At 68.2% G+C, this 24,093-nt stretch carries 26 protein-coding genes; 16 read left to right on the forward strand and 10 right to left on the reverse strand.

The features are described from left to right. Positions 1-364 (forward strand): ferritin-like fold-containing protein (locus TX88_RS33815; protein ID WP_044516776.1); only part of this gene is annotated, 364 nt, incomplete at its 5' end. Between the two features lie 37 nt (positions 365-401). Here the strand turns inward: TX88_RS33815 and TX88_RS11135 are convergent. Then, entirely contained in the window at positions 402-1,169 is a 768-nt protein-coding gene (locus tag TX88_RS11135) for a hypothetical protein (protein ID WP_044516778.1), read from the reverse strand. 230 nt (positions 1,170-1,399) lie between these two features. Between TX88_RS11135 and TX88_RS11140 the strand changes: the two genes are divergently transcribed. Then, positions 1,400-1,639, forward strand: a complete 240-nt coding sequence (locus TX88_RS11140; RefSeq protein ID WP_044516780.1) for a DUF3107 domain-containing protein — start codon at positions 1,400-1,402, stop codon at positions 1,637-1,639. 2 nt (positions 1,640-1,641) lie between these two features. On the opposite strand, the gene TX88_RS11145 is transcribed toward TX88_RS11140, so the two are convergent. Then, entirely contained in the window at positions 1,642-2,298 is a 657-nt protein-coding gene (locus tag TX88_RS11145) for an HTH-type transcriptional activator FasR (protein ID WP_003882780.1), read from the reverse strand. 201 nt (positions 2,299-2,499) lie between these two features. Here TX88_RS11145 and TX88_RS11150 point away from each other — a divergent pair, with 201 nt between their 5' ends. The 3 genes from TX88_RS11150 to TX88_RS11160 all read left to right on the forward strand — a co-directional run bounded on the left by TX88_RS11150 (position 2,500) and on the right by TX88_RS11160 (position 5,792). Then, the gene (locus TX88_RS11150; RefSeq protein ID WP_044516782.1) at positions 2,500-3,537 is read left to right on the forward strand and encodes a DUF3152 domain-containing protein; all 1,038 of its coding nucleotides are present in this window, start codon (positions 2,500-2,502) and stop codon (positions 3,535-3,537) included. Between the two features lie 185 nt (positions 3,538-3,722). Further along, positions 3,723-4,901, forward strand: coding sequence for an adenylyltransferase/sulfurtransferase MoeZ (gene moeZ, locus TX88_RS11155; RefSeq protein ID WP_090432958.1), 1,179 nt, complete (start codon positions 3,723-3,725; stop codon positions 4,899-4,901). A 36-nt stretch (positions 4,902-4,937) separates the two neighbouring features. Continuing rightward, entirely contained in the window at positions 4,938-5,792 is an 855-nt protein-coding gene (locus tag TX88_RS11160) for a TIGR02569 family protein (protein WP_044516784.1), read from the forward strand. A 15-nt stretch (positions 5,793-5,807) separates the two neighbouring features. Here TX88_RS11160 and TX88_RS11165 read toward each other — a convergent pair whose 3' ends face one another. Together TX88_RS11165 and TX88_RS11170 are read right to left on the reverse strand one after the other, a co-directional pair. Continuing rightward, a complete protein-coding gene (locus TX88_RS11165) occupies positions 5,808-6,104 on the reverse strand; it encodes an MGMT family protein (RefSeq protein ID WP_044516786.1) in 297 nt (98 codons plus the stop codon). 1 nt (position 6,105) lies between these two features. Beyond that, on the reverse strand, positions 6,106-6,879 hold the full coding sequence (locus TX88_RS11170; RefSeq protein WP_044516788.1) for an alpha/beta hydrolase: 774 nt from the start codon (positions 6,877-6,879) through the stop codon (positions 6,106-6,108). A gap of 98 nt (positions 6,880-6,977) precedes the next feature. Between TX88_RS11170 and TX88_RS11175 the strand changes: the two genes are divergently transcribed. Continuing rightward, positions 6,978-10,124: an ATP-dependent helicase gene (locus tag TX88_RS11175; RefSeq protein ID WP_044516790.1), complete on the forward strand. Its 3,147-nt coding sequence runs from the start codon at positions 6,978-6,980 to the stop codon at positions 10,122-10,124. Further along, complete coding sequence (locus TX88_RS11180; protein WP_044516791.1) at positions 10,121-13,429, forward strand: ATP-dependent helicase; 3,309 nt, start codon at positions 10,121-10,123, stop codon at positions 13,427-13,429. The genes TX88_RS11175 and TX88_RS11180 overlap by 4 nt, the downstream gene beginning before the upstream one ends. On the opposite strand, the gene TX88_RS11185 is transcribed toward TX88_RS11180, so the two are convergent. The 3 genes from TX88_RS11185 to TX88_RS11195 all read right to left on the reverse strand — a co-directional run bounded on the left by TX88_RS11185 (position 13,426) and on the right by TX88_RS11195 (position 15,202). Then, the gene (locus tag TX88_RS11185) at positions 13,426-13,917 is read right to left on the reverse strand and encodes a DUF2231 domain-containing protein (protein WP_044516793.1); all 492 of its coding nucleotides are present in this window, start codon (positions 13,915-13,917) and stop codon (positions 13,426-13,428) included. The two genes, TX88_RS11180 and TX88_RS11185, sit on opposite strands and share 4 nt — an antisense overlap. 35 nt (positions 13,918-13,952) lie before the next feature. Continuing rightward, positions 13,953-14,666 carry a VIT1/CCC1 transporter family protein gene (locus TX88_RS11190; RefSeq protein WP_044516795.1) on the reverse strand — a complete coding sequence of 238 codons (714 nt, stop codon included), beginning with the start codon at positions 14,664-14,666 and terminating at the stop codon, positions 13,953-13,955. 146 nt (positions 14,667-14,812) lie between these two features. Further along, entirely contained in the window at positions 14,813-15,202 is a 390-nt protein-coding gene (locus tag TX88_RS11195; RefSeq protein ID WP_044516797.1) for a DoxX family protein, read from the reverse strand. Between the two features lie 75 nt (positions 15,203-15,277). Between TX88_RS11195 and TX88_RS11200 the strand changes: the two genes are divergently transcribed. Together TX88_RS11200 and nudC are read left to right on the forward strand one after the other, a co-directional pair. Beyond that, complete coding sequence (locus tag TX88_RS11200; RefSeq protein WP_044516799.1) at positions 15,278-16,372, forward strand: potassium channel family protein; 1,095 nt, start codon at positions 15,278-15,280, stop codon at positions 16,370-16,372. A 32-nt stretch (positions 16,373-16,404) separates the two neighbouring features. Next, positions 16,405-17,352: an NAD(+) diphosphatase gene (nudC, locus tag TX88_RS11205; RefSeq protein WP_044519308.1), complete on the forward strand. Its 948-nt coding sequence runs from the start codon at positions 16,405-16,407 to the stop codon at positions 17,350-17,352. A gap of 3 nt (positions 17,353-17,355) precedes the next feature. On the opposite strand, the gene TX88_RS11210 is transcribed toward nudC, so the two are convergent. Further along, positions 17,356-17,604, reverse strand: coding sequence for a mycoredoxin (locus TX88_RS11210; protein WP_044516800.1), 249 nt, complete (start codon positions 17,602-17,604; stop codon positions 17,356-17,358). 94 nt (positions 17,605-17,698) lie between these two features. Between TX88_RS11210 and TX88_RS11215 the strand changes: the two genes are divergently transcribed. The 3 genes from TX88_RS11215 to TX88_RS11225 all read left to right on the forward strand — a co-directional run bounded on the left by TX88_RS11215 (position 17,699) and on the right by TX88_RS11225 (position 20,511). Beyond that, positions 17,699-18,841 carry an acyl-CoA dehydrogenase family protein gene (locus TX88_RS11215; protein WP_044516802.1) on the forward strand — a complete coding sequence of 381 codons (1,143 nt, stop codon included), beginning with the start codon at positions 17,699-17,701 and terminating at the stop codon, positions 18,839-18,841. Positions 18,842-18,866: 25 nt separating this feature from the next. Continuing rightward, complete coding sequence (locus TX88_RS11220; protein ID WP_409365858.1) at positions 18,867-19,889, forward strand: acyl-CoA dehydrogenase family protein; 1,023 nt, start codon at positions 18,867-18,869, stop codon at positions 19,887-19,889. 94 nt (positions 19,890-19,983) lie between these two features. Beyond that, positions 19,984-20,511, forward strand: coding sequence for a helix-turn-helix domain-containing protein (locus TX88_RS11225; RefSeq protein WP_044516805.1), 528 nt, complete (start codon positions 19,984-19,986; stop codon positions 20,509-20,511). Positions 20,512-20,544: 33 nt separating this feature from the next. Here the strand turns inward: TX88_RS11225 and TX88_RS11230 are convergent, their stop codons facing one another. Further along, positions 20,545-20,748: a hypothetical protein gene (locus TX88_RS11230; protein WP_044516807.1), complete on the reverse strand. Its 204-nt coding sequence runs from the start codon at positions 20,746-20,748 to the stop codon at positions 20,545-20,547. Positions 20,749-20,829: 81 nt separating this feature from the next. Here TX88_RS11230 and TX88_RS11235 point away from each other — a divergent pair, with 81 nt between their 5' ends. Then, positions 20,830-21,615, forward strand: a complete 786-nt coding sequence (locus tag TX88_RS11235) for an aldolase (protein WP_044519309.1) — start codon at positions 20,830-20,832, stop codon at positions 21,613-21,615. Positions 21,616-21,660: 45 nt separating this feature from the next. Then, on the forward strand, positions 21,661-22,539 hold the full coding sequence (locus TX88_RS11240) for a dihydrodipicolinate synthase family protein (RefSeq protein WP_044516808.1): 879 nt from the start codon (positions 21,661-21,663) through the stop codon (positions 22,537-22,539). Here the strand turns inward: TX88_RS11240 and TX88_RS11245 are convergent. After that, positions 22,534-23,010 (reverse strand): RrF2 family transcriptional regulator, encoded by a 477-nt coding sequence (locus TX88_RS11245; protein ID WP_044516810.1) that lies wholly within the window; start codon positions 23,008-23,010, stop codon positions 22,534-22,536. The genes TX88_RS11240 and TX88_RS11245 overlap by 6 nt on opposite strands. A 73-nt stretch (positions 23,011-23,083) precedes the next feature. Here TX88_RS11245 and TX88_RS11250 point away from each other — a divergent pair, with 73 nt between their 5' ends. Next, positions 23,084-23,839, forward strand: a complete 756-nt coding sequence (locus TX88_RS11250; RefSeq protein ID WP_044516811.1) for an SDR family oxidoreductase — start codon at positions 23,084-23,086, stop codon at positions 23,837-23,839. A 45-nt stretch (positions 23,840-23,884) separates the two neighbouring features. Further along, positions 23,885-24,093, forward strand: a 209-nt coding sequence (locus tag TX88_RS35055) for a UvrD-helicase domain-containing protein (RefSeq protein WP_044516812.1), incomplete at its 3' end; no start/stop codon positions are given.

Here is a 24,093-nt window from a genome sequence, read left to right on the forward strand (position 1 = left end):
GGTCAAGACCTACATCGGCGATGCGCTCGCCGCGGACTTTTATCTGGAGATCGCCGACGCACTGCCCGAACAGGTGGCCTCGGTGGTGCGTGCGGTGCTGTCCGAAACCGGGCATTCGCAGTTCGTGGTCGCCGAGGTGCGTGCCGCGGTGACGGCCAGCGATCGTCAGCGGCACCGGCTCGCGCTGTGGGCGCGTCGCCTCCTCGGAGAGGCCGTCACCCAGGCCCAGTTCGTGCTCGCCGATCACGACGAACTCGTCGACCTCGTGATGTCCAGCGGTGAGGGCCTGACGCAGCTGGCCGAGTTCTTCAGCCGGCTGCAGAACACCCACCAGTCCCGGATGCAGGAACTGGGCCTGGCGTAGTTCCGCCAGACCCAGTCGGCACTGCTCGGTTCGGTCGCTACTGCGTGCAGGTGGTGATCATGGTGTTGTTGGCCTGCGCCACGAGCACGGCGCCGGACGCGTCGGTGATCGAGCAGTTGAGCTGCCCTGCGACGCTCGTCGCGGTCACCGACTTGAGCGTGACACCCGGGTTGAGCACCACGGTCTTGGCCCAGGGCAGCGCGACGTTGATGTCGGTCTGCAGTGCGCCCTGCTCGTCGGTGTAGACGATGGTCACCAGGTCGATGAGCTGGCGGTTGCCGGTCACGCGGTAGGTGACGGCGTTCGGGGTCGCAACGCCCGCGGGCGGGGCCGCTTCGGGCGGCGCTGCCGGCGCGGGTGCGGCGGTCGCGCTGGGTGCCGGCGTCAAGGTGGTCACGGTCTCGGGTGACAGCGGCGCCGTCGGCGCTGCCCGTGGCGGAACCGGCTTCGTGCTGGCGTCCTGGGCCGGTTGGGTGGTCTGGGTCGGCTGCGCCGAGGGCGAGGTCAGCGTGGCCGATACCGAGCCGCTGTCGCCGCCGCCCAGGATCACCACGGTGCAGATCACCGCGACCAGCAGGATCGCGCCGGCGACGGCGGCCACCCAGATCCAGCGCCGGTCGATGGGATCCTCGTAGAACGTGACCTCGTCGTCGTAGTCGGCGTCGTACCCGTAGTCCGTGTCGGCGTCGGTCGAGTAGTCCGTGTTGTAGTCAGGGGTCTGGCCGGAGTACCCGCTCGGCTCATACGGGCGGTCCCCGAACCGCTCGGTCGAGGTGGTGTCGTACGGCGAATAATGCCTGGTCATGCGGGTGCCCCAGTCGTCTCGTCCAATATCGAAACTGATGCTATCGAGGCAGAAGTGACAGATGAGGTTGAGCTCGGTGCGTGTCGGTCACGGTCCGGACTCGGTTCGGTATCTGCGTTTCGCGCACGGCGTACCTCCGGGCCAGACCGCTGGCGGCGGCGGGTCCCCGCTGTCCACTAGCCTGCTCAGGGAAGTCGACAAACGACGCGAGAAAGAAAGAAGGGTCCAGCGTGGAGGTCAAAATTGGTGTCACGGACAGCCCGCGCGAGCTCACCTTCAACAGCGCGCAGACACCCACCGAGGTGGAGCAGCAGGTAACCGAGGCACTCGCCAAGGATTCGGGTGTGCTCGCGCTGACCGATGAGAAGGGGCGGCGATTCCTGGTGCAGAACAGCCGGATCGCCTACGTCGAGATCGGCGCCGCGGATGTGCGCCGGGTTGGTTTCGGGGTCGGAGCGGAATCCGCCTGAGATCAGGACCGGGTGAGTGGCACGTGTGACAGTCCGCCCCAGGCGAACTGCACCGTGCCGTCCACGGCCGTGTTCCGGTCGATCGGCCGGTCATTGGTCAGCCAGTACCGCGCCGAGTCGACGCTGATGGCCACCAATCCGACCGCGATCATCCTGGCGCGGTGCGCCTCCAGACCGGAATCCCGGCTGATCAGATCGAATACCGCGTCGGTGCACGCCTCGGTGGCAACCTTCACCTGCGCCGCCACCTGTGGCTCGCTGACATAGTCGTTCTCGAAGATCAGCCGGTAGCCCTGGCTGTCGTGCTCGATGAAATCGAAGAACGCCTCGACTGCCGCGCGCAACCGCTGCCGGTTGTCGGTGGTGGTGCGCAGCGCCTGGCGCACACCGGACACGAGATTGTCGACGTGCCGCTGAAGCACCGCCAGGTACAGCTCGAGCTTCGACGAAAAGTGTTGATACAGAACAGGCTTGCTCACGCCCGCGCGTTCGGCGATCTCGTCCATACCCGCTGCGTGGTAACCACGTTCGACGAACACCTCACTGGCGGCTGCCAACAGCTGTCCCCGCCGCTCATCACGAGGCAGACGATTGCCGCGTCGACCACCGGTCGCCGGCTTGTCACCTCGCCTCTCGGCGGTGTTGGCGAGATCGCTCATCAGGTCCTCAATCTGTATTGCTCTGGCGCACTTGGACATGTTCTTCCGAGCCGCTGATCGCACCGACACTACTACCGTGGCGGTCCACTTTCGCCGCGCGGTCGTCAGAGAAACGGGGACGAGTTTCGAAATGACACCGGCGAGGTCACGGCATAGCTGCGCTGAGAACCGATCCACAGGAGTCTGTGCCATTCTGGTCCGGTGACCTACGACCCGGGACGTCGCGGGGGTGGCCGTGTCCCGGCGCTACGCAATGAGTGGCGGGAGCCGCTACGCGCTCAGCGAGATCCGATTGCCGCCGATTCAGGACGTGCGAGATCCAATCGGGACGACCACCAGCAGTGGCGTAAGCAGACGTGGATCGGCCGCTTCGTGTCCACCTACGGCTGGCGCGCGTATGCGTTGCCGGTGCTGATCGTGCTGACCGTGGTGGTGATGTACCAGACCGTCACGGGCACCAGCGCCCCACACTCCGCCCAGGAGGAGGAGGGTCCGGTGCAGGGCCCGCCCACCATCGACGTGGCCAGCACCGCGATCATCGGAGCACCGCCCAAAGGGCTGACCCAGTTCGACGCGAACCTGCCCACCGGGATCCTGCCCGCGGGCGGTCAATTCACCGAGGCCGGGGCGCGGACCTGGCGGATCGTGCCGGGCACCACCCCCAAGATCGGTGACGGCACCACGAAATCCTTCACCTACACCGTCGAGGTCGAGGACGGCGTGGACACCACCGCATTCGGCGGCGACGAAGGTTTCGCCCACATGGTCAGTGAGACCCTGGCCAACCCGAAGAGCTGGACGCACAACGGGCTGTTCGCGTTCACCCGCTTGGATGCCGGCAGTGGCGTCGAACCCGATTTCCGGGTGTCACTCACCTCCCCGATGACGGTGCGGGAGGGCTGCGGGTACGACATCGAGCTGGAATCGTCGTGCTACAACCCGTCCTACGACGGGAATCAACCCAGGGTGTTCGTCAACGAGGCCCGGTGGGTCCGCGGCGCGGTGCCGTTCCAGGGGGACATCGGCTCCTATCGGCAGTACCTGATCAACCATGAGGTTGGTCACGCCATCGGCTACCAGCGGCACGAGGCCTGCGAGGCCAACGGAAAGCTGGCGCCGATCATGATGCAGCAGACGTTCTCCACCTCGAACGACGACGCCGCCAAGTTCGACCCGGGAACCGTCAAGGCGGACGGCCTGACCTGCCGGTTCAACCCCTGGCCCTACCCGATCGCATAGCTGCCCGGCCTGTGGTGGGATTCCCCACGCCGTGCCGACGTCGTGACCCGGGCCCGAAGTGTCTTGTCCACGGTCGCGGTAGCCGGACGGCGGGAAGCATGGGCACCGGATTACCGTTGTGGATACGAGCAGCTGGGACGATGAACTGACCAGTGAAACTGAGGAGACATACGGTGTCCGCGAATTTGGACGTGTCGTTACCGCCGTTGGTTGAGCCGGCCGCCGAGCTGACGCGGGAAGAGGTCACGCGCTACAGCCGGCACCTGATCATTCCGGACGTCGGCGTGATCGGGCAGAAGAGGCTGAAAAACGCCAAGGTTCTGGTGATCGGGGCCGGGGGACTGGGGTCGCCGACCCTGCTGTACCTGGCCGCGGCGGGTGTGGGCACCATCGGCATCGTCGAGTTCGACGTGGTCGACGAGTCCAACCTGCAGCGCCAGATCATCCACGGCCAGTCCGACATCGGCCGGTCCAAGGCGCAGAGCGCCAAGGAATCGGTTCTGGAGATCAACCCGCTGGTGACGGTGAACCTGCATGAGTTCCGGTTGGAGCCGGACAACGCGGTGGAGCTGTTCAGCCAGTACGACCTGATCCTGGACGGCACCGACAACTTCGCCACCCGTTACCTGGTGAACGACGCCGCGGTGCTGGCCGGCAAGCCCTACGTGTGGGGCTCGATCTACCGGTTCGAAGGCCAGGTGTCGGTGTTCTGGGAGGACGCGCCCGACGGGCTGGGCCTCAACTACCGCGACCTCTATCCCGAGCCGCCGCCACCGGGCATGGTGCCCTCGTGCGCCGAGGGCGGGGTGCTCGGCATCCTCTGCGCGTCGATCGCGTCGGTGATGGGTACCGAGGCCATCAAGCTCATCACCGGCATCGGCGAACCGCTGCTCGGCCGCCTCATGGTGTACGACGCACTGGAGATGTCGTACCGGACCATCCGAATCCGCAAGGATCCGGCCACACCGAAGATCACCGAGCTCATCGACTACGAGGCGTTCTGCGGTGTCGTCTCCGACGAGGCTGCGGCCGCTGCGGCCGACTCCACGATCACCCCGCTGGAGCTGAAGGAACTCATCGACTCCGGGAAACCGTTGGCGCTGATCGATGTCCGCGAACCCGTCGAGTGGGATATCAATCACATCGAGGGTGCCGAGCTCATCCCGAAGCCGACGTTCGAGTCCGGTGACGCGTTGGCCAAACTCGCGGTGGACCGGACACCGGTGCTGTACTGCAAGACCGGGATCCGTTCGGCCGAGGTGCTCGCCATCGTCAAGAAGGCCGGTTTTTCCGACGCGCTGCATCTGCAGGGCGGAATTGTGGCCTGGGCCAAGCAACTCGAGCCCGACATGGTGATGTACTGACGGCTGGTTTGCCGGTCAACACCTTAGGCTGAGGCTGTGAGTGTGGAACGGCCGCCGGAACATGTGCTGGCGGCGTTCGGCCTGTCCGGGGTGCGCCCGGTACCGCTCGGCTCTAGCTGGGAGGGTGGCTGGCGCTGCGGCGAGGTTGTGATGTCGATGGTGCCCGAGCACGCCCGTGCGGCGTGGTCGGCGAAGGTGCGGGAGTCGCTGTTCATCGACGGCGTGCGGCTCGCCCGCCCGGTGCGCTCGACCGACGGTCGTTACGTGGTCGCCGGATGGCGGGCGGACACCTTCGTCGCGGGCACGCCCGAACCCCGTCATGACGAGGTGGTATCGGCGGCAGTGCGATTGCACGAGGCCACGGCGAAGTTGGAGCGGCCGCGCTTCCTCACGCAGCCACCGGTCGCACCCTGGGCCGATGTCGACGTCTTCATCGCCGCCGACCGGGCTGCGTGGGAGGATCGGCCGTTGCACTCGTTGCCGCCCGGTGCCAGGGTTTCGCCCGGCTCGTCGGACGGCCAACGCTCTGTGGAGCTGATCAATCAGTTGGCCGGTCTGCGCAGGCCGACCAGGAGTGCGAGTCAACTGGTCCACGGCGACCTCTACGGCACAGTGCTTTTCGCCGGGACGGCGGCGCCCGGGATCACCGACATCACGCCGTACTGGCGCCCGGCACCGTGGGCCGCGGGCGTGGTGGTGGTCGACGCGTTGTCCTGGGGCGACGCCGACGACGGCCTGATCGAGCGATGGCAGTCGCTACCGGAATGGCCGCAGATGCTGTTGCGGGCGTTGATGTTCCGGCTGGCCGTGCACGCGCTGCACCCCCGGTCCACCGCGGCCGCCTTCCCTGGCCTGGCGCGCACCGCCTCGCTCGTGCGGCTGATCCTGTAACTCGCCTGCTCGCGGTCAGAACCGGTGCCGGTACTCGGACAGGCGTACCCGCCCGTCGACGGCCAGCACCCCCTCGGCGCGCAGCCGTTCCAGCTGCCGGGTCGCCAGATGCGGTGCGGGACGCCCCGAGGCGAGAATCACCCGGTGCCAGGGCAGGTCCGACGAATCGGTCCGCATGATCCAGGCGACGATCCGTGCGCTGGAAAGGTCTGCGGCATCGGCGATGTCGCCATAGGTCGACACCTTGCCGGACGGGATCGCGGCGACCAGCGCCCGTACGGTCTCCACCTGTTCCTCGGTCACGGCGGGCATGTCAGCCCAATTGCTCGAGGATCAGTTTCGCGGTCTCGGCCGGTTTGGCCTGGGCCACCATGTGGTCGCAATCCCAGTCCAGCAGAGTGAAATCCGGACCGAGGTGCCCGCTCAGCGCGCCGATGAGACCGTCGCGCGCGTATGGCGGGCTGGTGCGGGTGGCGCGGACCAGGACCGTGGGAGTGCCCTTGTGCGGCAGGGCAACCGGGCGGGCCAACTCGCTCCAGTAGGACATCATGGCCGGGACGCTGATCCGCCACCCGTAGCGGCCGTCGGGAAGTTCGACGAGATGCTCGTCAAGGTCACGCTCCAACTCTTCCGGGGCCACCTCGCCCCACGAACCGTTGGCTTTCTCGGCGCGGGCCTCGGCGCGGTCGGGATAGTCGGGCGAGGCCATCATGCTGTCGGCGATCTCACGCATCCATTCGCCGTCGAGCTCGACGGCGGGGTCCAGCAACACCAGCCCGCTGACCAGATCCGGATGTGCGGCAGCGAGATTGAGCGCCACCGCACCACCGAACGAATGCCCGGCCACCAGGGTGGGGCCGTCCAGTAGCGAGGCCAGGGCCTCGACGTTGGCGTCGAGCGTCCACGGGGCAGCCCATGACGAGCGGCCGTGCCCGAGCAGATCGGGGGCGAGCAGCGCCAGCTCGGGCAGGTGCTGTTCGGCCAGGGTCTTCCAGCGTTGGCCATGCCCGGTCAAACCGTGGATGAGCAACAGCCGGGGCGGCTGGTCGGGGCCGTAGCGGTGGACGTGCAACTTCTCGGCTGACATTCCATAGATGCTGCCAGAGCTCGCGCTCCGCTACTTGTCGGGCCATTCGCTCCAATCCGCTCCGCTACTTGTCGGTCCCTTCTGGTGTCATGCATCCCATGACCGCACACCACGTCCAGCCCGCCCTGGCAGGCACCGAGCTGCTGGTACCAGGGCGCGACGGTGTGGTGCGGGTGCTGGGCGGCCCGGGCACCGGCAAGAGCTCGCTGTTGGTCAGCACCGCGGTCGAGCACATCGCGGCAGGCACCGATCCCGAGTCGGTGTTGTTGTTGACCGGTTCGGCCCGGATGCGCTCGGAGGCCAGGGCCGCCATCACCGCGCGGCTGCTCGGGGCCGGGACCCACGGTGTGGTGCGGGAACCGCTGGTGCGCACCGTGCACTCGTATGCCTTCGCGCTACTGAGGCTGGCGGCCCAACGCAACGGTGATCCGCCGCCGCGGCTGATCACCACCGCCGAGCAGGACGGCATCATCCGCGAGCTGCTGGCCGGCGACCTGGAGGACGGTGCCGATTCGCCCGTGGGCTGGCCCGAGCAGCTGTGGCCGGCGCTGAGCACCGCGGGTTTCGCCACCGAGCTGCGTGATCTGCTGGCCCGCTGCACCGAGCGCGGTGTCGATCCGCGTGCCCTGCAACGGCTGGGCCGCTCGGCCGGGCGTCCGGAATGGTTGGCGGCGGGCCGGTTTGCCCAGGCGTATGAGCAGATCATGCTGCTGCGGTCGGCGGTGGGCATGGCCGCACCGCAGGCCACGGTGCCGGCTCTGGGCGCGGCCGAACTCGTCGGCGCGGCGCTGGAGGCGCTCGGGACCGACGCCGACCTGCTGGCCGCCGAGCGCTCGCGGATCAGCCTGCTGCTGGTCGACGACGCTCAGCACCTCGACCCGCAGGCCGCCCTGTTGGTCCGGGTGCTGGCCGCCCGGTCAGGCCTGACGGTCATCGCAGGCGATCCCGACCAGTCGGTGTTCGGGTATCGCGGCGCCGATCCGATGTTGTTGCGCGATCACGGCGGCGAGGACACCCCGGCGATCACCCTCACCCACTCGCACCGCTGTGCCCCCGCGGTGGCCTCGGCCATCTCGGGTATCGCGCGCCGGCTGCCCGGCGTCGGGCCCGGCCGCGTGCTGGAGGGCAACCCGGAGCGCGGGCAAGGAGAGGTGACGCTGCGGATGGCGGCCACACCGCACGCCGAGAACGCCTTCATCGCCGATGCCCTGCGTCGCGCCCACCTGGTGGACGGCGTGCCGTGGTCGGAGATGGCTGTGGTCGTGCGTTCGATTCCGCGGGTGGGTGCGGGGCTGGCGCGGGCGCTGAGCGGGGCCGGCGTGCCCGTGCAGTCGACGGGCGGCGATCTCGGGCTCGCGCAACAGCCCGCGGTCGCCGCCCTGCTGACGGTGCTGGAAGTGACCGCGTGCGGGCAGCTGGACGGCGACAGCGCGGTCAGCCTGCTCACCGGTCCGATCGGCCGGGTCGATCCGGTGACCCTGCGGCAGTTGCGCCGGGCGCTGCGCCGGGCCGATGGTTCCACGCCGCCACGGGATTTCACCGATCTGCTGGTCGCCGCGATCGGCACGGAGCCGGCCGGTTTGTCGGCCGAACACGTCAAGCCGCTGCGCCGGCTCCGCTCGGTGCTGACCGCCGCCCGCCGCAGCCGGCGTGACGGCGCCGATCCGCGCTACACCCTGTGGCAGGCCTGGAACGCGTGCCGGCTGCAGCCGCGCTGGCTGGCAGCCAGCGAGCGGGGCGGCACCATCGGAGCGCAGGCGGACCGGGATCTGGACGCCGTGACGGCATTGTTCGATGTGGCCGACCAATACGTGAGCCGCACCGCGGGGGCGTCACTGCGTGGGCTCGTGGACCACGTGGCGACGCTGGGAACGTCGATGTCGGCCTCGGATCCGAGCCCGCAGACCGAGGCGGTTGCGGTGCTCAGCGCGCATGCCGCCCTCGGCCGGGATTGGGACTTCGTGGTGATCGCCGGCGTGCAGGAAGGGTTGTGGCCCAACACTGTTCCGCGTGGCGGCATCCTGGGTACGCAGAATCTGGTGGATGTGCTCGACGGGGTGGCCGCCCCGGATGACCGTGCGGTGTCGACCCGGGCACCGCTGCTGGCCGAGGAGCGACGGTTGTTGATGGCCGCCATGGGCCGGGCCCGGACCCGGCTGTTGGTGACCGCGGTGGACAGCGACGGTGGCGACGACTCGCTGCTGCCCTCGCCGTTCTGTGCCGAACTGGCCGAGGTGGCGACTGAATCCGTACCGCTGCCACCATTGGCCGCGCCGCGGGTGCTGCTGCCCTCGGCGGTGGTCGGCCGGCTGCGGGCCGTGGTGTGCGCGCCGGAAGGGGCCGTCGATGACGAGTCCCGGTCTTGTGCGGCAACTCAATTGGCCAGGCTGGCCGCCGCAGGGGTGCCCGGGGCCGACCCGTCGCAGTGGCACACCATGACTGCGCTGTCCACCGAGGAGCCACTGTGGTCGGATCCCGAACACGTGGTGAAGCTGTCGCCGTCGACACTGCAGATGCTCACCGACTGCCCGCTGCGTTGGCTGTTGGAGCGCCACGGCGGCAGCGACGGGCGCGATGTACGCTCGACGGTCGGGTCGTTGCTGCACGCGTTGGTCTCCGACTCCGGCAAGACCGAGAGCCAGCTGGTCAACGACCTGCAAAAGGTCTGGGAAGACCTGCCTTTCGAGGCGAAGTGGTATTCGGACAACGAGTTGTCGCGGCACCGGGCGATGCTGGAGACCTTCACCCGCTGGCGCGCGGACTCGCGGGACCAGTTGACCGAGGTCGCCACCGAGATCGACGTCGACGGCGTGATCGTCGAACCGGGACCCGACGGGCCGGGCGTTCAGGTACGGGGCCGGCTGGACCGCCTCGAGCGTGACCGGGCGGACCGGCTCGTCGTCGTCGACCTCAAGACCGGCAAGAGCCCGGTCACCAAGGGCGACGCGCAGAAGCACGCCCAGCTGGCCACCTATCAGCTCGCGGTGGCCGCGGGGTTGTTGCCGCACGGCGATGAGCCGGGCGGGGGCCGGTTGGTATACCTGGGCAAGGCGGGGGCGGCCGGCGCCACCGAACGCGAACAGGATCCGATGACACCTGACTCCCGCTCCGACTGGTTGGGCACCGTGGCGACCGCGGCGGCCGCCACGGCCGGGCCGCAGTTCGCGGCCAGGGTCAACGACGGCTGCGCGAACTGCCCGGTGCGTTCATCGTGCCCGGCCCAGGCTGTCGGGGACCGGTCATGACGGGAACCGCTCCGGCCGGCGTGCGCTACAGCCCGGCCGAATTGTCCACCGCGCTGGGCCTGTTCCCGCCGACCGAGGAACAGGCCGCGGTGATCTCCGCGCCGCCCGGGCCCGTTGTGGTGATCGCCGGCGCGGGCGCCGGTAAGACCGAGACCATGGCGGCGCGCGTGGTCTGGTTGGTGGCCAACGGCTATGCCACGCCATCGCAGGTGCTGGGGCTGACCTTCACCCGTAAGGCCGCAGGCCAGTTGTTGCGCCGGGTCCGCACCCGGCTGGCCCGGCTCGCCGGAGCCGGTCTGGCTCCGGTCGCCGGTGGCGCCGACGAGACCGCCACCGTCAGCACCTATCACGCATTCGCCGGCACGCTGCTGCGCGAGCACGGGTTGCTGCTCCCGGTCGAACCGGACACGCGGCTGCTCAGCGAAACGGAGCTGTGGCAGCTGGCGTTCGAAGTGGTGTGTGCGCACCCGGGGGAGCTGGCCATCGAGAAGACGCCGGCCGCCGTCACCGACATGGTTCTACGCCTGTCAGGTGCGCTCGCCGAGCATCTGGTCGACACCGACCAGCTGTGTGACACCCATGTGGAGCTGGAGCGCCTGGTGCACACCCTGCCCGCCGGGCCGTATCAACGTGACCGCGGGCCCAGCCAGTGGCTGTTGAAAATGCTGGCCACCCAGACCGAGCGCACCGAACTGGTGCCGTTGATCGATGCGCTGCACCAGCGGATGCGTGCCGACAAAGTGATGGATTTCGGTATGCAGATGTCCGCGGCGGCGCGGCTCGCCTCGAAGTTCCCGCAGGTCGGTGAGCAACTGCGCCAACGTTTCCGGGTGGTGCTGCTCGACGAATACCAGGACACCGGGCACGCGCAGCGGGTGGCGTTGTCCTCGTTGTTCGGTGGCGGCGTCGACGACGGCCTGGCGCTCACCGCAGTAGGTGATCCGATCCAGTCGATCTACGGTTGGCGGGGCGCGTCGGCGACGAACTTGCCCCGGTTCACGACGGACTTTCCGCTCGCCGACGGGACGCCGGCCCCCACCCTGGAACTGCGGACCAGCTGGCGCAACCCGCCGAGTGCCCTGCATCTGGCCAACGCGGTGTCGGCGGAGGCGCGCCGCCGTTCGGTGACGGTGCATGAGCTGCGGCCCCGGCCTGACGCCGAGCCCGGCACCATCCGGTGCGCACTGCTGTCCGATGTCGAGACCGAACGTGACTGGGTGGCAGACCATATGGCCGGGATCTATCACGGCGCGGTGGCTCAGGATGCGGCCACACCCACCGCTGCGGTGCTGGTGCGACGCAACGCCGACGCCGCGCCGATGGCCGAGGCGCTGAGCTCCCGCGGCGTACCGGTCGAGGTGGTCGGTGTGGCCGGACTGCTGGCCGTGCCCGAGGTGGCCGATCTGGTCGCGATGCTGCGGCTGGTGGCCGACCCCGCCGCGGGGTCGGCGGTGATGCGGGTGCTGACCGGGCCGCGATGGCGGTTCGGAGCGCGGGACATCGCCGCGTTGTGGCGGCGCGCCAGGGAATTGGACGACAGGTCGGTGGGGGAGCCCAGCCCCGCCGAGATCGTGGCACAGGCCGCCCCGGATGCCGACTCGGCCTGCCTGGCCGACGCGATCTGCGATCCTGGTGTCGCCGAACACTATTCGCCGGCCGGCCATCGGCGGATCGAGGCACTCGGGCGCGAGCTGACCATACTGCGTGCGCATTTGAGCCACCTGCTGCCCGAGCTGGTGGCCGAGGTGCGACGTGTCGCCGGACTGGATGCCGAGGCTCGCGCGGCGCGCCCCGTGGCCGCGGGCTGGACGGGGACCGAGAACCTCGACACGTTCTGTGACCTCGTGGCCGATTTCGCCGGTCGGCCCGGCGGGTCGGTGCTCGCGCTGCTCGCCTATCTGGATGTGGCAGCCGAAGTGGAGAACGGTCTGGCCCCTGCCGAATTGACGGTGTCACACGATCGGGTGCAGATCCTCACCGTGCATGCCGCCAAGGGACTGGAATGGCAGGTGGTGGCCGTTCCGCATCTGAGTGGCCGGGTGTTCCCGTCGACGGCGTCGGCCCGCACGTGGCTGACGGACCCGTCGGATCTGCCGCCGCTGCTGCGCGGTGATCGCGCGACCGAATCGGAGCTCGGTGTACCGGTGCTCGACACCTCGGACATCAACGACCGGAAGATCCTGTCGGACAAGATCTCCGATCACAAGGGGAGCCTCGAACAACGCCGTGTCGACGAGGAGCGTCGGCTGCTCTACGTGGCGATCACCCGGTCCGAGGACACCCTGTTGATCTCAGGGCACCACTGGGGTGCGACCGAGAGCAAGCCGCGCGGGCCGTCGGAATTCCTCTGTGAGATCAAGGCCATCGTGGAGGATGCCGCCGCGCAGGGGCACCCGTGTGGCGAGATCGACCAGTGGGCTCCGGATCCGCCGGCCGGTGAGGTGAACCCGTTGCGGGACAAGGCTGTCGAAGCGATCTGGCCTGCGGCGCCGGCCAGGGCCTCTGACGTCGACCGGGGCGCGGCGCTGGTGGCGCAGGCGTTGGCCGGCGACGGTGGCCACGACGGCAGCGCGCCCGACGACGTGGCCGACGGGGAGGGCTGGGCCGCCGACGTCGATGCGCTACTGGCGGAACGGGATCGCGCGCCGCAGGTCGCCCCGGCCGAACTGCCCGGTCAGCTTTCGGTCAGCACGTTGGTGGAGCTCAGCCGTGATCGGCAGGCCGCCTTGCAGCGCCTGCACCGGCGGTTGCCCCAACGTCCGGACCCGCATGCCCTGCTGGGCACCGCCTTCCACGAATGGGTGCAGCGGTTCTTCCACTCCGAGCGGCTGTTCGACCTCGACGACCTGCCCGGCGCGGTGGACGGCGACAGCGGGCGCGCCAGTGCAGCCGAACTGTCCGAGCTGCAGGACGCCTTCGTCATGTCACCGTGGGCCGCACGCACCCCGATCGAGGTGGAGGTGCCGTTCGACATGGCCATCGGGCGGACCCGGACCACTGTCGTGCGTGGCCGCATCGACGCGGTGTTCGCGCAGGAGGACGGCACCACCACCGTGGTGGACTGGAAGACCGGCGAACCCCCGGCCACACCGGAAGCCATGGCGCAGGCGGCAGTTCAGCTCGCGGTCTACCGCCTGGCGTGGGCGGCACTGCGCGGGTGCCCGCCGGAATCGGTGCGGGCCGCGTTCCACTACGTGCGCTCGGGAAAGACCGTCAGCCCCGAATCGCTGCCCGGTGAGGACGAACTCGTGGCATTGCTGACCGACCCCACGACCGGTTCGCCGGATCTCGCGCAGCAGTCCTAGCCGTCGCCGGCCGAGGTCAGGTTGGCGATCTCGGATCCCCAGACCGACCGTGCGCCGAGATCACCGATCCGGTAGATCTGAACGATCGAGGTCACTCCCACGACCACGGCGACGACCGCGACAACGCTGTTGTACGCCAGCCGTCGGCGGTCGTCGCGCCGTTCGGCGAAATGCAATCCCACCAGTGCCAGTGCGACGACCAGTAGTGCGAGCGAGAAGTAGATCATGGTGTCGCCGCGCTCGGCGTGCTCTTCCAGCACGGCATCGTGAGCGGGTCGCAGGTCGTAGAGCCATTCGCCGGCGTATGTCGTGAGCGGCGTCAAAACCGTTGTCACGACGGCCAGGACGAGCGTGAGCCACAACAGATGACCTCTGCGGGCGGCCGGCCACAGCGCGCAGAGCATCTCCAGCGCCGCGGTCAGCGGCACGAGTACGACCAGTGCGTGGACGAGCAGGACGTGGGCGGGCAGGCCGTTGAAGACTGTCACTGGACTCCTTGGCTGGTCGGGATGATGCGAAGTGGTCAGGTGATGGCGGTCCCCACCAAGAGGCCGATCAGATAGGTGATCACCAGGGCCAGACCGCCACCGATCACGTTGCGCAGCACCGCGCGTCCCTGCGGTGCTCCACCCAGCCCGGCCGACACCGCCCCGGTGAGCATCAGCGCCAGCAGCACCGCCACCACGGTCACCGGGATGCGCCATGTCGTCGGCGGAATCAGGATCGCCATCAACGGCAACAGCGCACCGATGGTGAACGACAGCGCAGAAGACGCGGCAGCCTGCCACGGATTCGTCAGATCCTTGGGATCGATCCCCAATTCGACCTCGGCGTGCGCGGCGAACGCATCGTGGTCGGTGAGCTCCTCGGCCACGGTGCGCGCGGTCGTCGTCGACAAGCCCTTCGCCTCGTAGAGTGCGGTCAACTCGTCCAATTCGGCGGCCGGGTCGTCGCGCAACTCGCGGCGTTCCTTGCGCAGCAATGCTCGTTCGGTGTCACGCTGCGTGCTCACCGAGACGTACTCACCCAACGCCATCGACACCGCGCCCGCGGCCAGGCCGGCGATACCGGCGGTCAGGATCGGCGCCTTCTCCACCGTGGCGGCTGCCACGCCCACGACGATGCCGGCTGTGGAGACGATGCCGTCGTTCGCGCCCAAAACTCCGGCGCGAAGCCAGTTCAGTCTCGACGCCAGTGAACCCACGTGCGGCTCGGACGGATGGCTGGGATTCGTCACGGTCTGACGATATCGGCGAAAACCACACGCCACCAGCAACGTTAGCCTTGCCAAACTTGGCCGAGGCGGCGCTCGGGGCCGGGCCGGGCAACGAAACAGGCTGCCGCCCAGACATTCTGGGCAGCCGGCGAGTCAGGTGTATGCGACTAGGAGTTGCGGTACACCCGCAGAGCCCAGGTGATCATCGGGATCTGCAGCGGCAGCCGGGCGATCGCCACGATCCGCATGGGCCATGGCTTGTCCCACCACAGCCGGACCATGTTCACGTTCCCGGGGAACACGGCGATGAACAACGCCACGGCGGCCAGCGCGCCGAGCCGCCGGGTGCGGGGCACGGCCACCAAGGCACCGGTGGCCAGCTCACCCACCCCGGAGGCATAGGTGTAGAAGCGGGCGCTGCCCGGTAGCTCGGCCGGGATGATGGCGTCGAACGGCTTGGGCGCGACGAAGTGCAGCGTGCCCATGCCCAGGAGCAGGGCTGCCATGCGTTGGGCGGCGGGTGCGGAGGAGATCCGCTGAGGCTGGGGTGCGGTCATGGTTACATTGTGGCGTGCGTCTGATCAGATTGATCCCGGCGCGTCCCGGGGCGCTTTGCTCGATGATGGGGTCGCGTGGCTAAAGGCAGGCTGCGGCGCCGCCTCGCCGCGATCGACTCGAACCTGACCTCGCGCCCGGACGCCGCGCTCGTCGATGTGTTGCGCATCCCCGAGCCGTTCGTCAGTCCGGCTCGCAAGATCTTCATGCGGGTGCTGTACGCCTTGGGGGCGTTGTTCGCCGCAGTGCTCATCGTCTACGCGGATCGCTACGGCTACCGGGACAACGACAGCGCCCCGGACGTCAACAATCCGCTCTCGTTCCTGGACTGCCTCTACTACGCGACGGTGTCACTGTCGACGACCGGGTACGGCGACATCACGCCGTATACGGATTCGGCACGTCTGGTCAACGTCATCGTCATCACGCCGCTGCGGGTGGCCTTCCTGATCGTTCTCATCGGTACCACCGTGGAAACCCTGACCACCCAATCCCGGCAGGCGCTGAAGATTCAGCGATGGAGGAACAAAGTGCGTAACCACACCGTCGTCGTCGGATACGGCACCAAGGGCCGCACGGCGGTCGCGGCGATGGTCGGCGATGAGGTCTCCCCGGCCGACATCGTCGTCGTCGACGAGAACGCGGCCGCACTGGAACGCGCCAAGGCCGCTGGGCTGGTGACCGTGCACGGCGACGCCACCAACTCCGGTGTCCTGCGACTGGCCGGGGCCCAGCACGCCAGGTCGATCATCGTGGCGGCGGACAACGACGCCAGCGCGGTGCTGGTCACGCTGACCGCCCGCGAATTGGCGCCCAAGGCCAAGATCATCGCGGCGGTGCGGGAATCGGACAACCTGCATCTGCTCAAGCAGTCCGGTGCGGACTCCACGGTGGTGTCGTCCGAGACCGCCGGTCGGCTGCTCGGTATCGCGACGCAGACCCCGAGCGTGGTGGAGATGATGGAGGATCTGCTGACCCCAGATGCCGGCTTCGCCATCGCCGAACGTGAGGTGACGCCCAAGGAGGAGGGCGGCTCACCACGGCACCTGCACGACATCGTGCTGGGTGTGGTGCGCGGCGGCCGTCTGGTGCGGGTCGATGCGCCGGAGGTCGATGCGCTGGAGGCCGGGGACCGGCTGCTCTACATCCGCAGTGCGGACGCCGAGCGATGACGGCCGGCGGGCAGGAGCGCAGCGACCGGGGGATGACCGAACGCCTCACCTTCGGCCTGCGCAACGTCCCCCTGCTCTCGCGGGTCGGTGCCGATCGTGCCGATGCGCTGCGCACCGATATCGATGCGGCAACCGAGGGCTGGCAGGACGCGCTGTTGCTGCGGGTCGACCGACGCAACCAGGTGCTGATCTCGGGTGGCCAGGTGGTGCTCGGGAAGGCCTCGAGCCTGGGCGCCGACAAGCCACCGGAGCACGCGGTGTTCCTGGGTCGGCTGGGCGATGGGCGGCACGTCTGGGGAGTCCGCAGTGCGCTGGAGGCGCCCGACGACCCCGATGCGGCCGCCGAGGTGCTCGATCTACGCCGGGCCGGTGAGGTCTTCGACGACGTCAGCGCGCAGTTGGTGGCGACCGCCACCGCGCTGCTGAACTGGCATGACCGGGCCCGGTTCAGTGCGGTGGACGGTGCGGCGACGAGGTCGGCGAAAGGCGGCTGGTCGCGGGTCGACCCGGTCAGTGGGCATGAGGAGTTCCCGCGCATAGATCCGGCGGTGATCTGCCTAGTCCATGACGGCCACGACCGTGCGGTGCTGGCCCGGCAGACGGCGTGGCCCGAACGGTTGTTCTCGATCCTGGCCGGATTCGTCGAGGCCGGAGAGTCCTTCGAGACCTGTGTGGTGCGCGAGATCGCCGAGGAGGTCGGCCTCACGGTGACCGATGTGAAGTACCTGGGCAGCCAGCCGTGGCCGTTCCCGCGGTCGCTGATGGTCGGCTTCCATGCCATCGGCGACCCCGAACAGCCGTTCTCGTTCAACGACGGCGAGATCGCCGAGGCCGACTGGTTCACCCGGGCCGAGATCCGCGAGGCGCTCGATCAGGGGGACTGGAGCGCGGCCGACGGCGATTCGCCTTCGAGGCTGCTGCTGCCCGGTTCGATCTCCATCGCCCGCGAGATCATCGAGTCCTGGGCGGCCCTGGACTGACGATCAGCTGAGCTTGGCCTTGACCTGCTTGATGGTGGGGTTGGTCATCGTCGACCCGTCGGCGAACTTCACGGTCGGCACCACATGGTTGCCGCCGTTGACGGAGCCGACGAACTCGGCTGCGGCCGGATCCTGCTCGATGTCGACCTCGGTCCACGAGATGCCCTCGGACTTCAGCGCGGTCTTGAGCCGCGAGCAGTAACCGCACCAGGTGGTGGTGTACATGGTCAGAGCAGTCGGTGTAGCAGTCATAGTGCACATAACGTAGCCGAACCGCCGTCCCATGCCCGCGGTGACGCAGGTCTCCGGCCTACGGCGGTAAGTTGCTAATCCGCAGTGGACGGAGCTGAACATGACCAGGTTGGTGCCGCCGGTAGCCGGCGACCCGCATGCGCTCGACGAGTTGCGGCTGCAGGTGCGGGAGTTTGTCGCCGAGCAGCAGCAGGCCGGCAAGATCGGCCGGTACGCGGACAGTTGGCTGACCGGTTGGGACGAGGACTTCAGCCGGGCACTGGCGGCCCGCGGTTGGCTGGGGATGACGGTGCCGGTCTCCTACGGCGGGCACGGGCGCAGCCACCAGGAGCGGTTCGTGGTCACCGAGGAACTGCTGGCCGCCGGGGCTCCGGTCGGGGCGCACTGGATCGCCGACCGCCAGATCGTTCCGTCGTTGCTCAAGTACGGCACCGAGGAACAGCGGCGAAAGTTCTTGCCCGCCATAGCCAAAGGCGAGTGCTACTTCGGAATCGGGATGAGCGAGCCGGATTCCGGATCGGATCTGGCCAGCGTGCGCACCAAAGCGGTCCAGGTGGACGGTGGTTGGTCGATCACCGGCGCCAAGGTGTGGACGTCGGGGGCGCATCTGGCGCATGCGTTCATCTGCCTGGCCCGCAGCGCACCGGTGGATCCTGCGCACCGGCACGACGGCCTGAGCCAGTTCATCGTCGATCTGCGGGCACCGGGCGTCGACATCCGGCCGATCATCTCGATGAACGGCAAGCACCATTTCAACGAGGTGATCCTCGATGAGGTGTTCGTGCCCGACGCCATGGTGTTCGGCACGATCGGCAACGGCTGGCAGCAGGTGACCTCGGAGCTGAGCTTCGAACGCAGTGGGCCCGAGCGCTTCCTGTCGACGTTCCCGCTACTGGCCGACATGGCTACGCACATGCGTGACGGATCTCTACCCCGCCATACCGACCTGGGGCGCTACCTGGGCCGCATCACCGGTCTGCACCAGATGTCGATGGCGGTCGCCGGCGCGCTGGAGCGTCACGAACCGGCTGATACCGCGGCGGCGGTGGTCAAGGTGCTGGGCACCTCCACCGAAGGTGACATCGCCGATTTCGCCGACGTACTCGGTGAGACCGATGACGAGGGGTACCGGTCGATGTTGGCCGATGCGGTGGTCCAACGTCCGGGGTTCACTCTGCGTGGCGGTACGAACGAGGTTTTGCGTGGTGTGATTGCGCGGGGACTGGGGTTGCGCTGATGAGCGCTTGCGCGAAGAAGAGAGGGTGCTGATGAGTGTCGTCGACGCCGAACTCGTCGAGATGATGTCGGCGGTCTTCGCCGCGCACCGCGAACAGCATCAGCCTGGTGAGGGCATCGCCGAATTGTGGGGCCGGCTGGGGGAACTCGGGCTGGTCCGGCTCACCGGGTCCGAGGAGTCCGGAGGCAGTGGCGCCGGCTGGGCCGAGGCAGTCGAGCTGCTGCGAGCGGCCGCCTCGCACGGGGTGAGAATCCCGCTGGCCGAACATGATCTTCTGGCCTGCTGGTTGTTGGAGGCGGCGGGGCTGGGGGTCGATGACACGCGACGCACCGCGTGTCTGCTCGACGACGCCGGTGTCGCACATGGTGTGCCCTGGGCGGCGGACTCCGCGCGGGTGGTGCTGCTCTGGCGTGACGGCACCGGCTATCGCGTGACCGATGCGGACACCGCGTCGCTGTCGGTCACCGCAGGACACAACAACGCGGGGGAGCCTCGCGACGAGGTCCGCGCGGACCTCTCGGCCTTGACCGGGAACCCGGTGCCCGACAACGTCGTCGGACAGTTCACGCAGCGGGCCGCTCTGGTGCGCGCTGTCCAGGTGTGCGCCGCGCTGGACCGGATCCTGGAGCTGTCGGTGGCGCACGTCCGCGAACGCACCCAGTTCGGCCGTCCGTTGGCCAAGTTTCAGGCCGTGCAGAATCTGGTGGCCGACATCGCCGCCGAGTCGGCGTTGGCCCGGGCGGCCACCGACGGTGCCCTGGCCGAGGCGTTGCGATCGGACTGGTCCTCGCCATACCTGGATTTCTTTGTCGCTGTGGCACGTTCGTGCGTCGGACATGCCACCTCGGTCGTGGTGCGCAACGGCCATCAGGTGCACGGTGCGATCGGCACCACGGTTGAACACCGGTTGCACGAGTTCACGATGCCCGCGCTGTCCTGGCGCTCGGAGTACGGCTCGGTCGCGCACTGGGACCAGGTGCTCACCGACCATGCCACCGCCGCCGGGGCGGACGGTCTCTGGGCGTTGGTCACCGGCACCGGCAATTGATCGGCTCGCCGTCGGGGATTCGGGATGTCGACGATATGACACCCGTTGTCCTATGGGACCATGGGCGGAGCGGGCGTCGTGAGCAGGAGGTGTTATGAGCGCTCTCTTGCGTGCCGTGCGCCAACAGCGGGGCATGACCCTTGAGGAACTCGCCGAGGCGACCGGGCTGACCAAGAGCTACCTGTCCAAGGTCGAACGACAGCGATCCACCCCGTCGATCGCGGTGGCGATGAAAGTTGCCCGTGCACTCGAGGTCGATGTCGCACAGCTGTTTTCCGAGGATCCAGCTGTCACCACGTTGTCGATCGATCGTGCCGGCGAGCGGGGGGACAACCGGTATCAGGCGGTGGCCGCCGGCATGCTCGGAAAGTCGATGTCGCCGTTCATCGTCCGGCCGACACTCAAGTTCGCGGAGCACCCGCATCCAGAACACGCCGGGCAGGAGTTGGTGTTCGTCCACGCCGGCGTGGTGGAGCTGCGTTACCAGGACGAGTTGGTCACCTTGGAAACCGGCGATTGCGCGTACTTCGACGCCTCCTTGCCTCACCAATTGCGGCAGCGGGGAAGCACGCCCAGCGAGGTTCTGGTGATCACCCACACCGAGTACAGCCGCAACCGCTGACGGCTGACGTCCTTGCGACGCAGGCGCGGTTCGTCAGCATGTGAGGTTGACGTGCACCGTCTGGATGGGTTCGAAATCCGGCAGGCCGTGAATGGTGACCGTTTTCGCCTGCGGGCGTACGACGACGGCACGGACATCGGTCACCGCGCACTCACTGAGCGGGCCGCTGCCGACTCTGTTGATGATCACCCGCTTGCCGTCTGCCTGTAGACGCGCGATGGTTTCGGCTGTCTGCATTTGGGATGTTGACGGTAGGACACAATGTGTCCTATGGTCGAGATTGTGTCGCCGGTCCCTCAACGCGAAAGGTATGCCGAGATGACCACCACGCTTGGTGATTCGAAACAAGTTCTGATGCAGCGCGCACTCGATGGTCTGTCGACCCATATCGAGGAGTCCACGCTGACGACGCGGCAGAAGCTGGCCCTGACGTGCCGGGCCCTGTTCGACGCCGGCCACGACTCAGGTCTGGCGGGCCAGATCACCGCGCGAGCCGAGAAACCGGGTACCTACTACACCCAGCGACTCGGTTTGGGTTTCGACGAGATCACCGACGACAATCTGCTGCTCGTCGACGAGGATCTGAACGTCCTCGAAGGTGGGGGAATGGCCAACCCCGCCAATCGTTTCCACACCTGGATCTACCGCGCGCGGCCGGATGTGCAGTGCATCGTGCACACCCATCCGTTCCACGTCGCGGCGCTGTCGATGCTGGAAGTCCCGTTGCACGTGTCCCAGATGGACATCGCACCGTTGTATGACGATTGCGCCTTTCTGGCCGACTGGCCCGGAGTTCCTGTCGGCAATGAAGAGGGCGAGATCATCAGCGCCGCACTGGGAGACAAGAAAGCCATCCTGTTGGCGCACCACGGTCACGTGATCGCCGGAGCCAGCATCGAGGAGTCGTGCTCACTGGCGATGCTGATCGAACGCGGCGCCGAACTGCAACTGGCTGCCATGGCAGCGGGAACGATCGCCGACCTGCCGCCGCGACTGGCCCGCGAGGCCCACGACTGGACCCTGCGGCCCAAACGCAGCCAGGCCAACTTCGCCTACTACGCCCGCCGCGCGCTTCGCAATCATCCCGACGCATTGACCAGCTGACCCTGAAAACAGCCCCCCGATCGCACCGAAAGAAGGACCCGAAACATGCCATCCAGCACCGAGATCCACGGAATTCTCGCTTATCCGGTGACGCCCTTCACCGAAGACCACAAGATCGACACGGACCAGCTTGCCGCCCTGGTCGACCGTTTGGTGACCGGCGGAGCCCATGGGATCGTCCCGCTCGGCAGCACCGGTGAGTCGGCATATCTCACCGAGGCCGAGTTCGATGCAGTCATCGACACCACGATCGGCGTGGTCGACAGTCGGGTGCCCGTCATCATCGGGGCCTCGGATCTGACCACTGCCAACACCATTCGCCGGGCCCGGTACGCCGAGCGGTCCGGCGCGGATGCGGTGATGGTGCTGCCCATCTCCTACTGGAAACTGTCCGAGCGGGAGATCGCCCAGCACTACGCGGCGATCGGCGCCGCGATCGGCATTCCGATCATGGTCTACAACAACCCGGCCACCAGTGGCATCGACATGCGGCCCGAACTGCTGGTTCAGATGTTCAACGACATCGACAACGTCACCATGGTCAAGGAATCCACCGGCGACATCACCCGCATGGAGCGCCTGTCCGAGCTCACCGGCGGCCAGCTGCCGTTCTACAACGGCAGCAACCCGATGATTCTCAAGGCCTTCAAGGCGGGGGCCAAGGGCTGGTGCACGGCGGCGCCGAACCTGCTGCCGCAGCCGTGCCTGGACCTCTACGCAGCGGCACAGGCCGGAGACTGGACGAAGGCCGAGGCCATCTACACCGAACTCAAGCCCTTCCTGGAGTTCATCGTGGCAGGCGGCCTGCCCACCACCATCAAGGGTGGACTCGATCTGTTGGGTCAGGGCGTCGGAGACCCGCGTCTCCCGTTGTTGCCGCTCGACGACGGCGGCCGCGAGGAGTTGCGCCGGCTCCTGCTATGAGCTCTGCCTGCCCAACAGCTTTCGGGTGCGTGCAGGCGCCGCGGTCGGAATGTCGGCGAGGATGTCGGCGAGGGTGACGCCGTCGAGGCTGGCCCGCCAGGCCTGGTGGGCATCAGCCATTTTCACCGCGAGGATGCACTCGTGGCGACACCAGCTGCTGGGGAGGGCGCCGCGGCCCTGCTTGCGGATCTCGCGGCATTCGTACGGCGCCGATGCGCCGTCGACAGCCTCGACGATGTGCAGCAGTGTGATGTCGGTGGGTGCCCGGCCCAGCCGGAAGCCGCCGCGGGGACCGGTTGTCGCAGTCAGTACGCCCGCGCGGGTCAGCGCCTGCAGCTGTTTGGCCAGATAGGCGGCGGGCAGGTCGAAGTACTCCGCGAGGTCGGCAGCCGATGCGGTGGTGCCCGGCTCGAGCTGCGCCAGTGACGTCGCGCAATGCAGCGCCCACTCGGTGGCCACGGGGAGTTTCACAACTCGTACTTTATTACAGATATTACGGACCTATATAGTCCGAGATAGGTGGTCACACGGAACGGGAGGCATCATGCGAATCGCAGTGGCAGGCGCGACGGGAAACATCGGGGCGCGGGTGGTCGCCGCCCTGCAGGGCGCAGGACACGAGGTGGTGGCGATCAGCCGCTCGAACGGGGTGGACCTGTCCACGGGCCAGGGTCTGGACGCGGCACTGGCCGGGGTGCGCGCGGTCGTCGACGCGATCAGCGCCCCGCCCACCGACCGGGACAGCACCGTGGATTACCTGGGCACCGCCACCGCCAACCTGCTCGCCGCCGAGGACCGGGCCGGGGTGGCGCATCACGTGCTGTTGTCGATCGTGGGGATCCACGACATCGACGGCAATCCGCACTACGCCGGAAAGCGTGAGCAGGAGCGGCTGGTCGCGGCGGGGCCGGTGCCGTGGACGGTCGTGCCCGCCACCCAGTTCCATGATTTCGCCGAGATGGTGGTGGGCTGGACCGAACAGGACGGCCCCGACGGTGCCACCGCGCCGATCGCGCCGCTGTTGGTGCAGCCCATCGATCCGGACGACATCGCGGACGTGCTGGCCGAGGTCGTGGTCGGCGACCCGCAGGGCCGCCATGCCGACGTGGCCGGCCCGCAGACGCAGGATCTCGTGGACATGGCCCGGCGGACCCTTTCGGTTCGTGGCAGGCAGGTGACGCTGGTGCCGACGTGGTCGTCGATCTTCGGTGTCGAGATGGCGGGCAATGCGCTGCTGCCCGGCGACGGCGCGCGCATCGCGCCGACCACCTTCGAACAGTGGCTGAGCCGGCAGCAGTAGGCCCGGGCCACGCCGGGCCCGAGACTGTCACCGGTCCCTGACATCATGGACCGCATGCCGTTGGAGGCTCCCTCGCCCGCCCTGGGCGATCTGGACGATGAGCAGCGGGAGGCAGTACTGGCCGCCCGCGGCCCGGTGTGCGTGCTGGCCGGCGCGGGTACCGGTAAGACCCGCACCATCACCCGCCGGATCGCGCACCTGGTCGCCGGCGGTCACGTCGCGCCCAGCCAGGTGCTCGCGGTGACGTTCACCGC

The sequence above is a fragment of the Mycolicibacterium septicum DSM 44393 genome (assembly GCF_000455325.1).
Taxonomy (GTDB): Bacteria; Actinomycetota; Actinomycetes; order Mycobacteriales; family Mycobacteriaceae; genus Mycobacterium; species Mycobacterium septicum.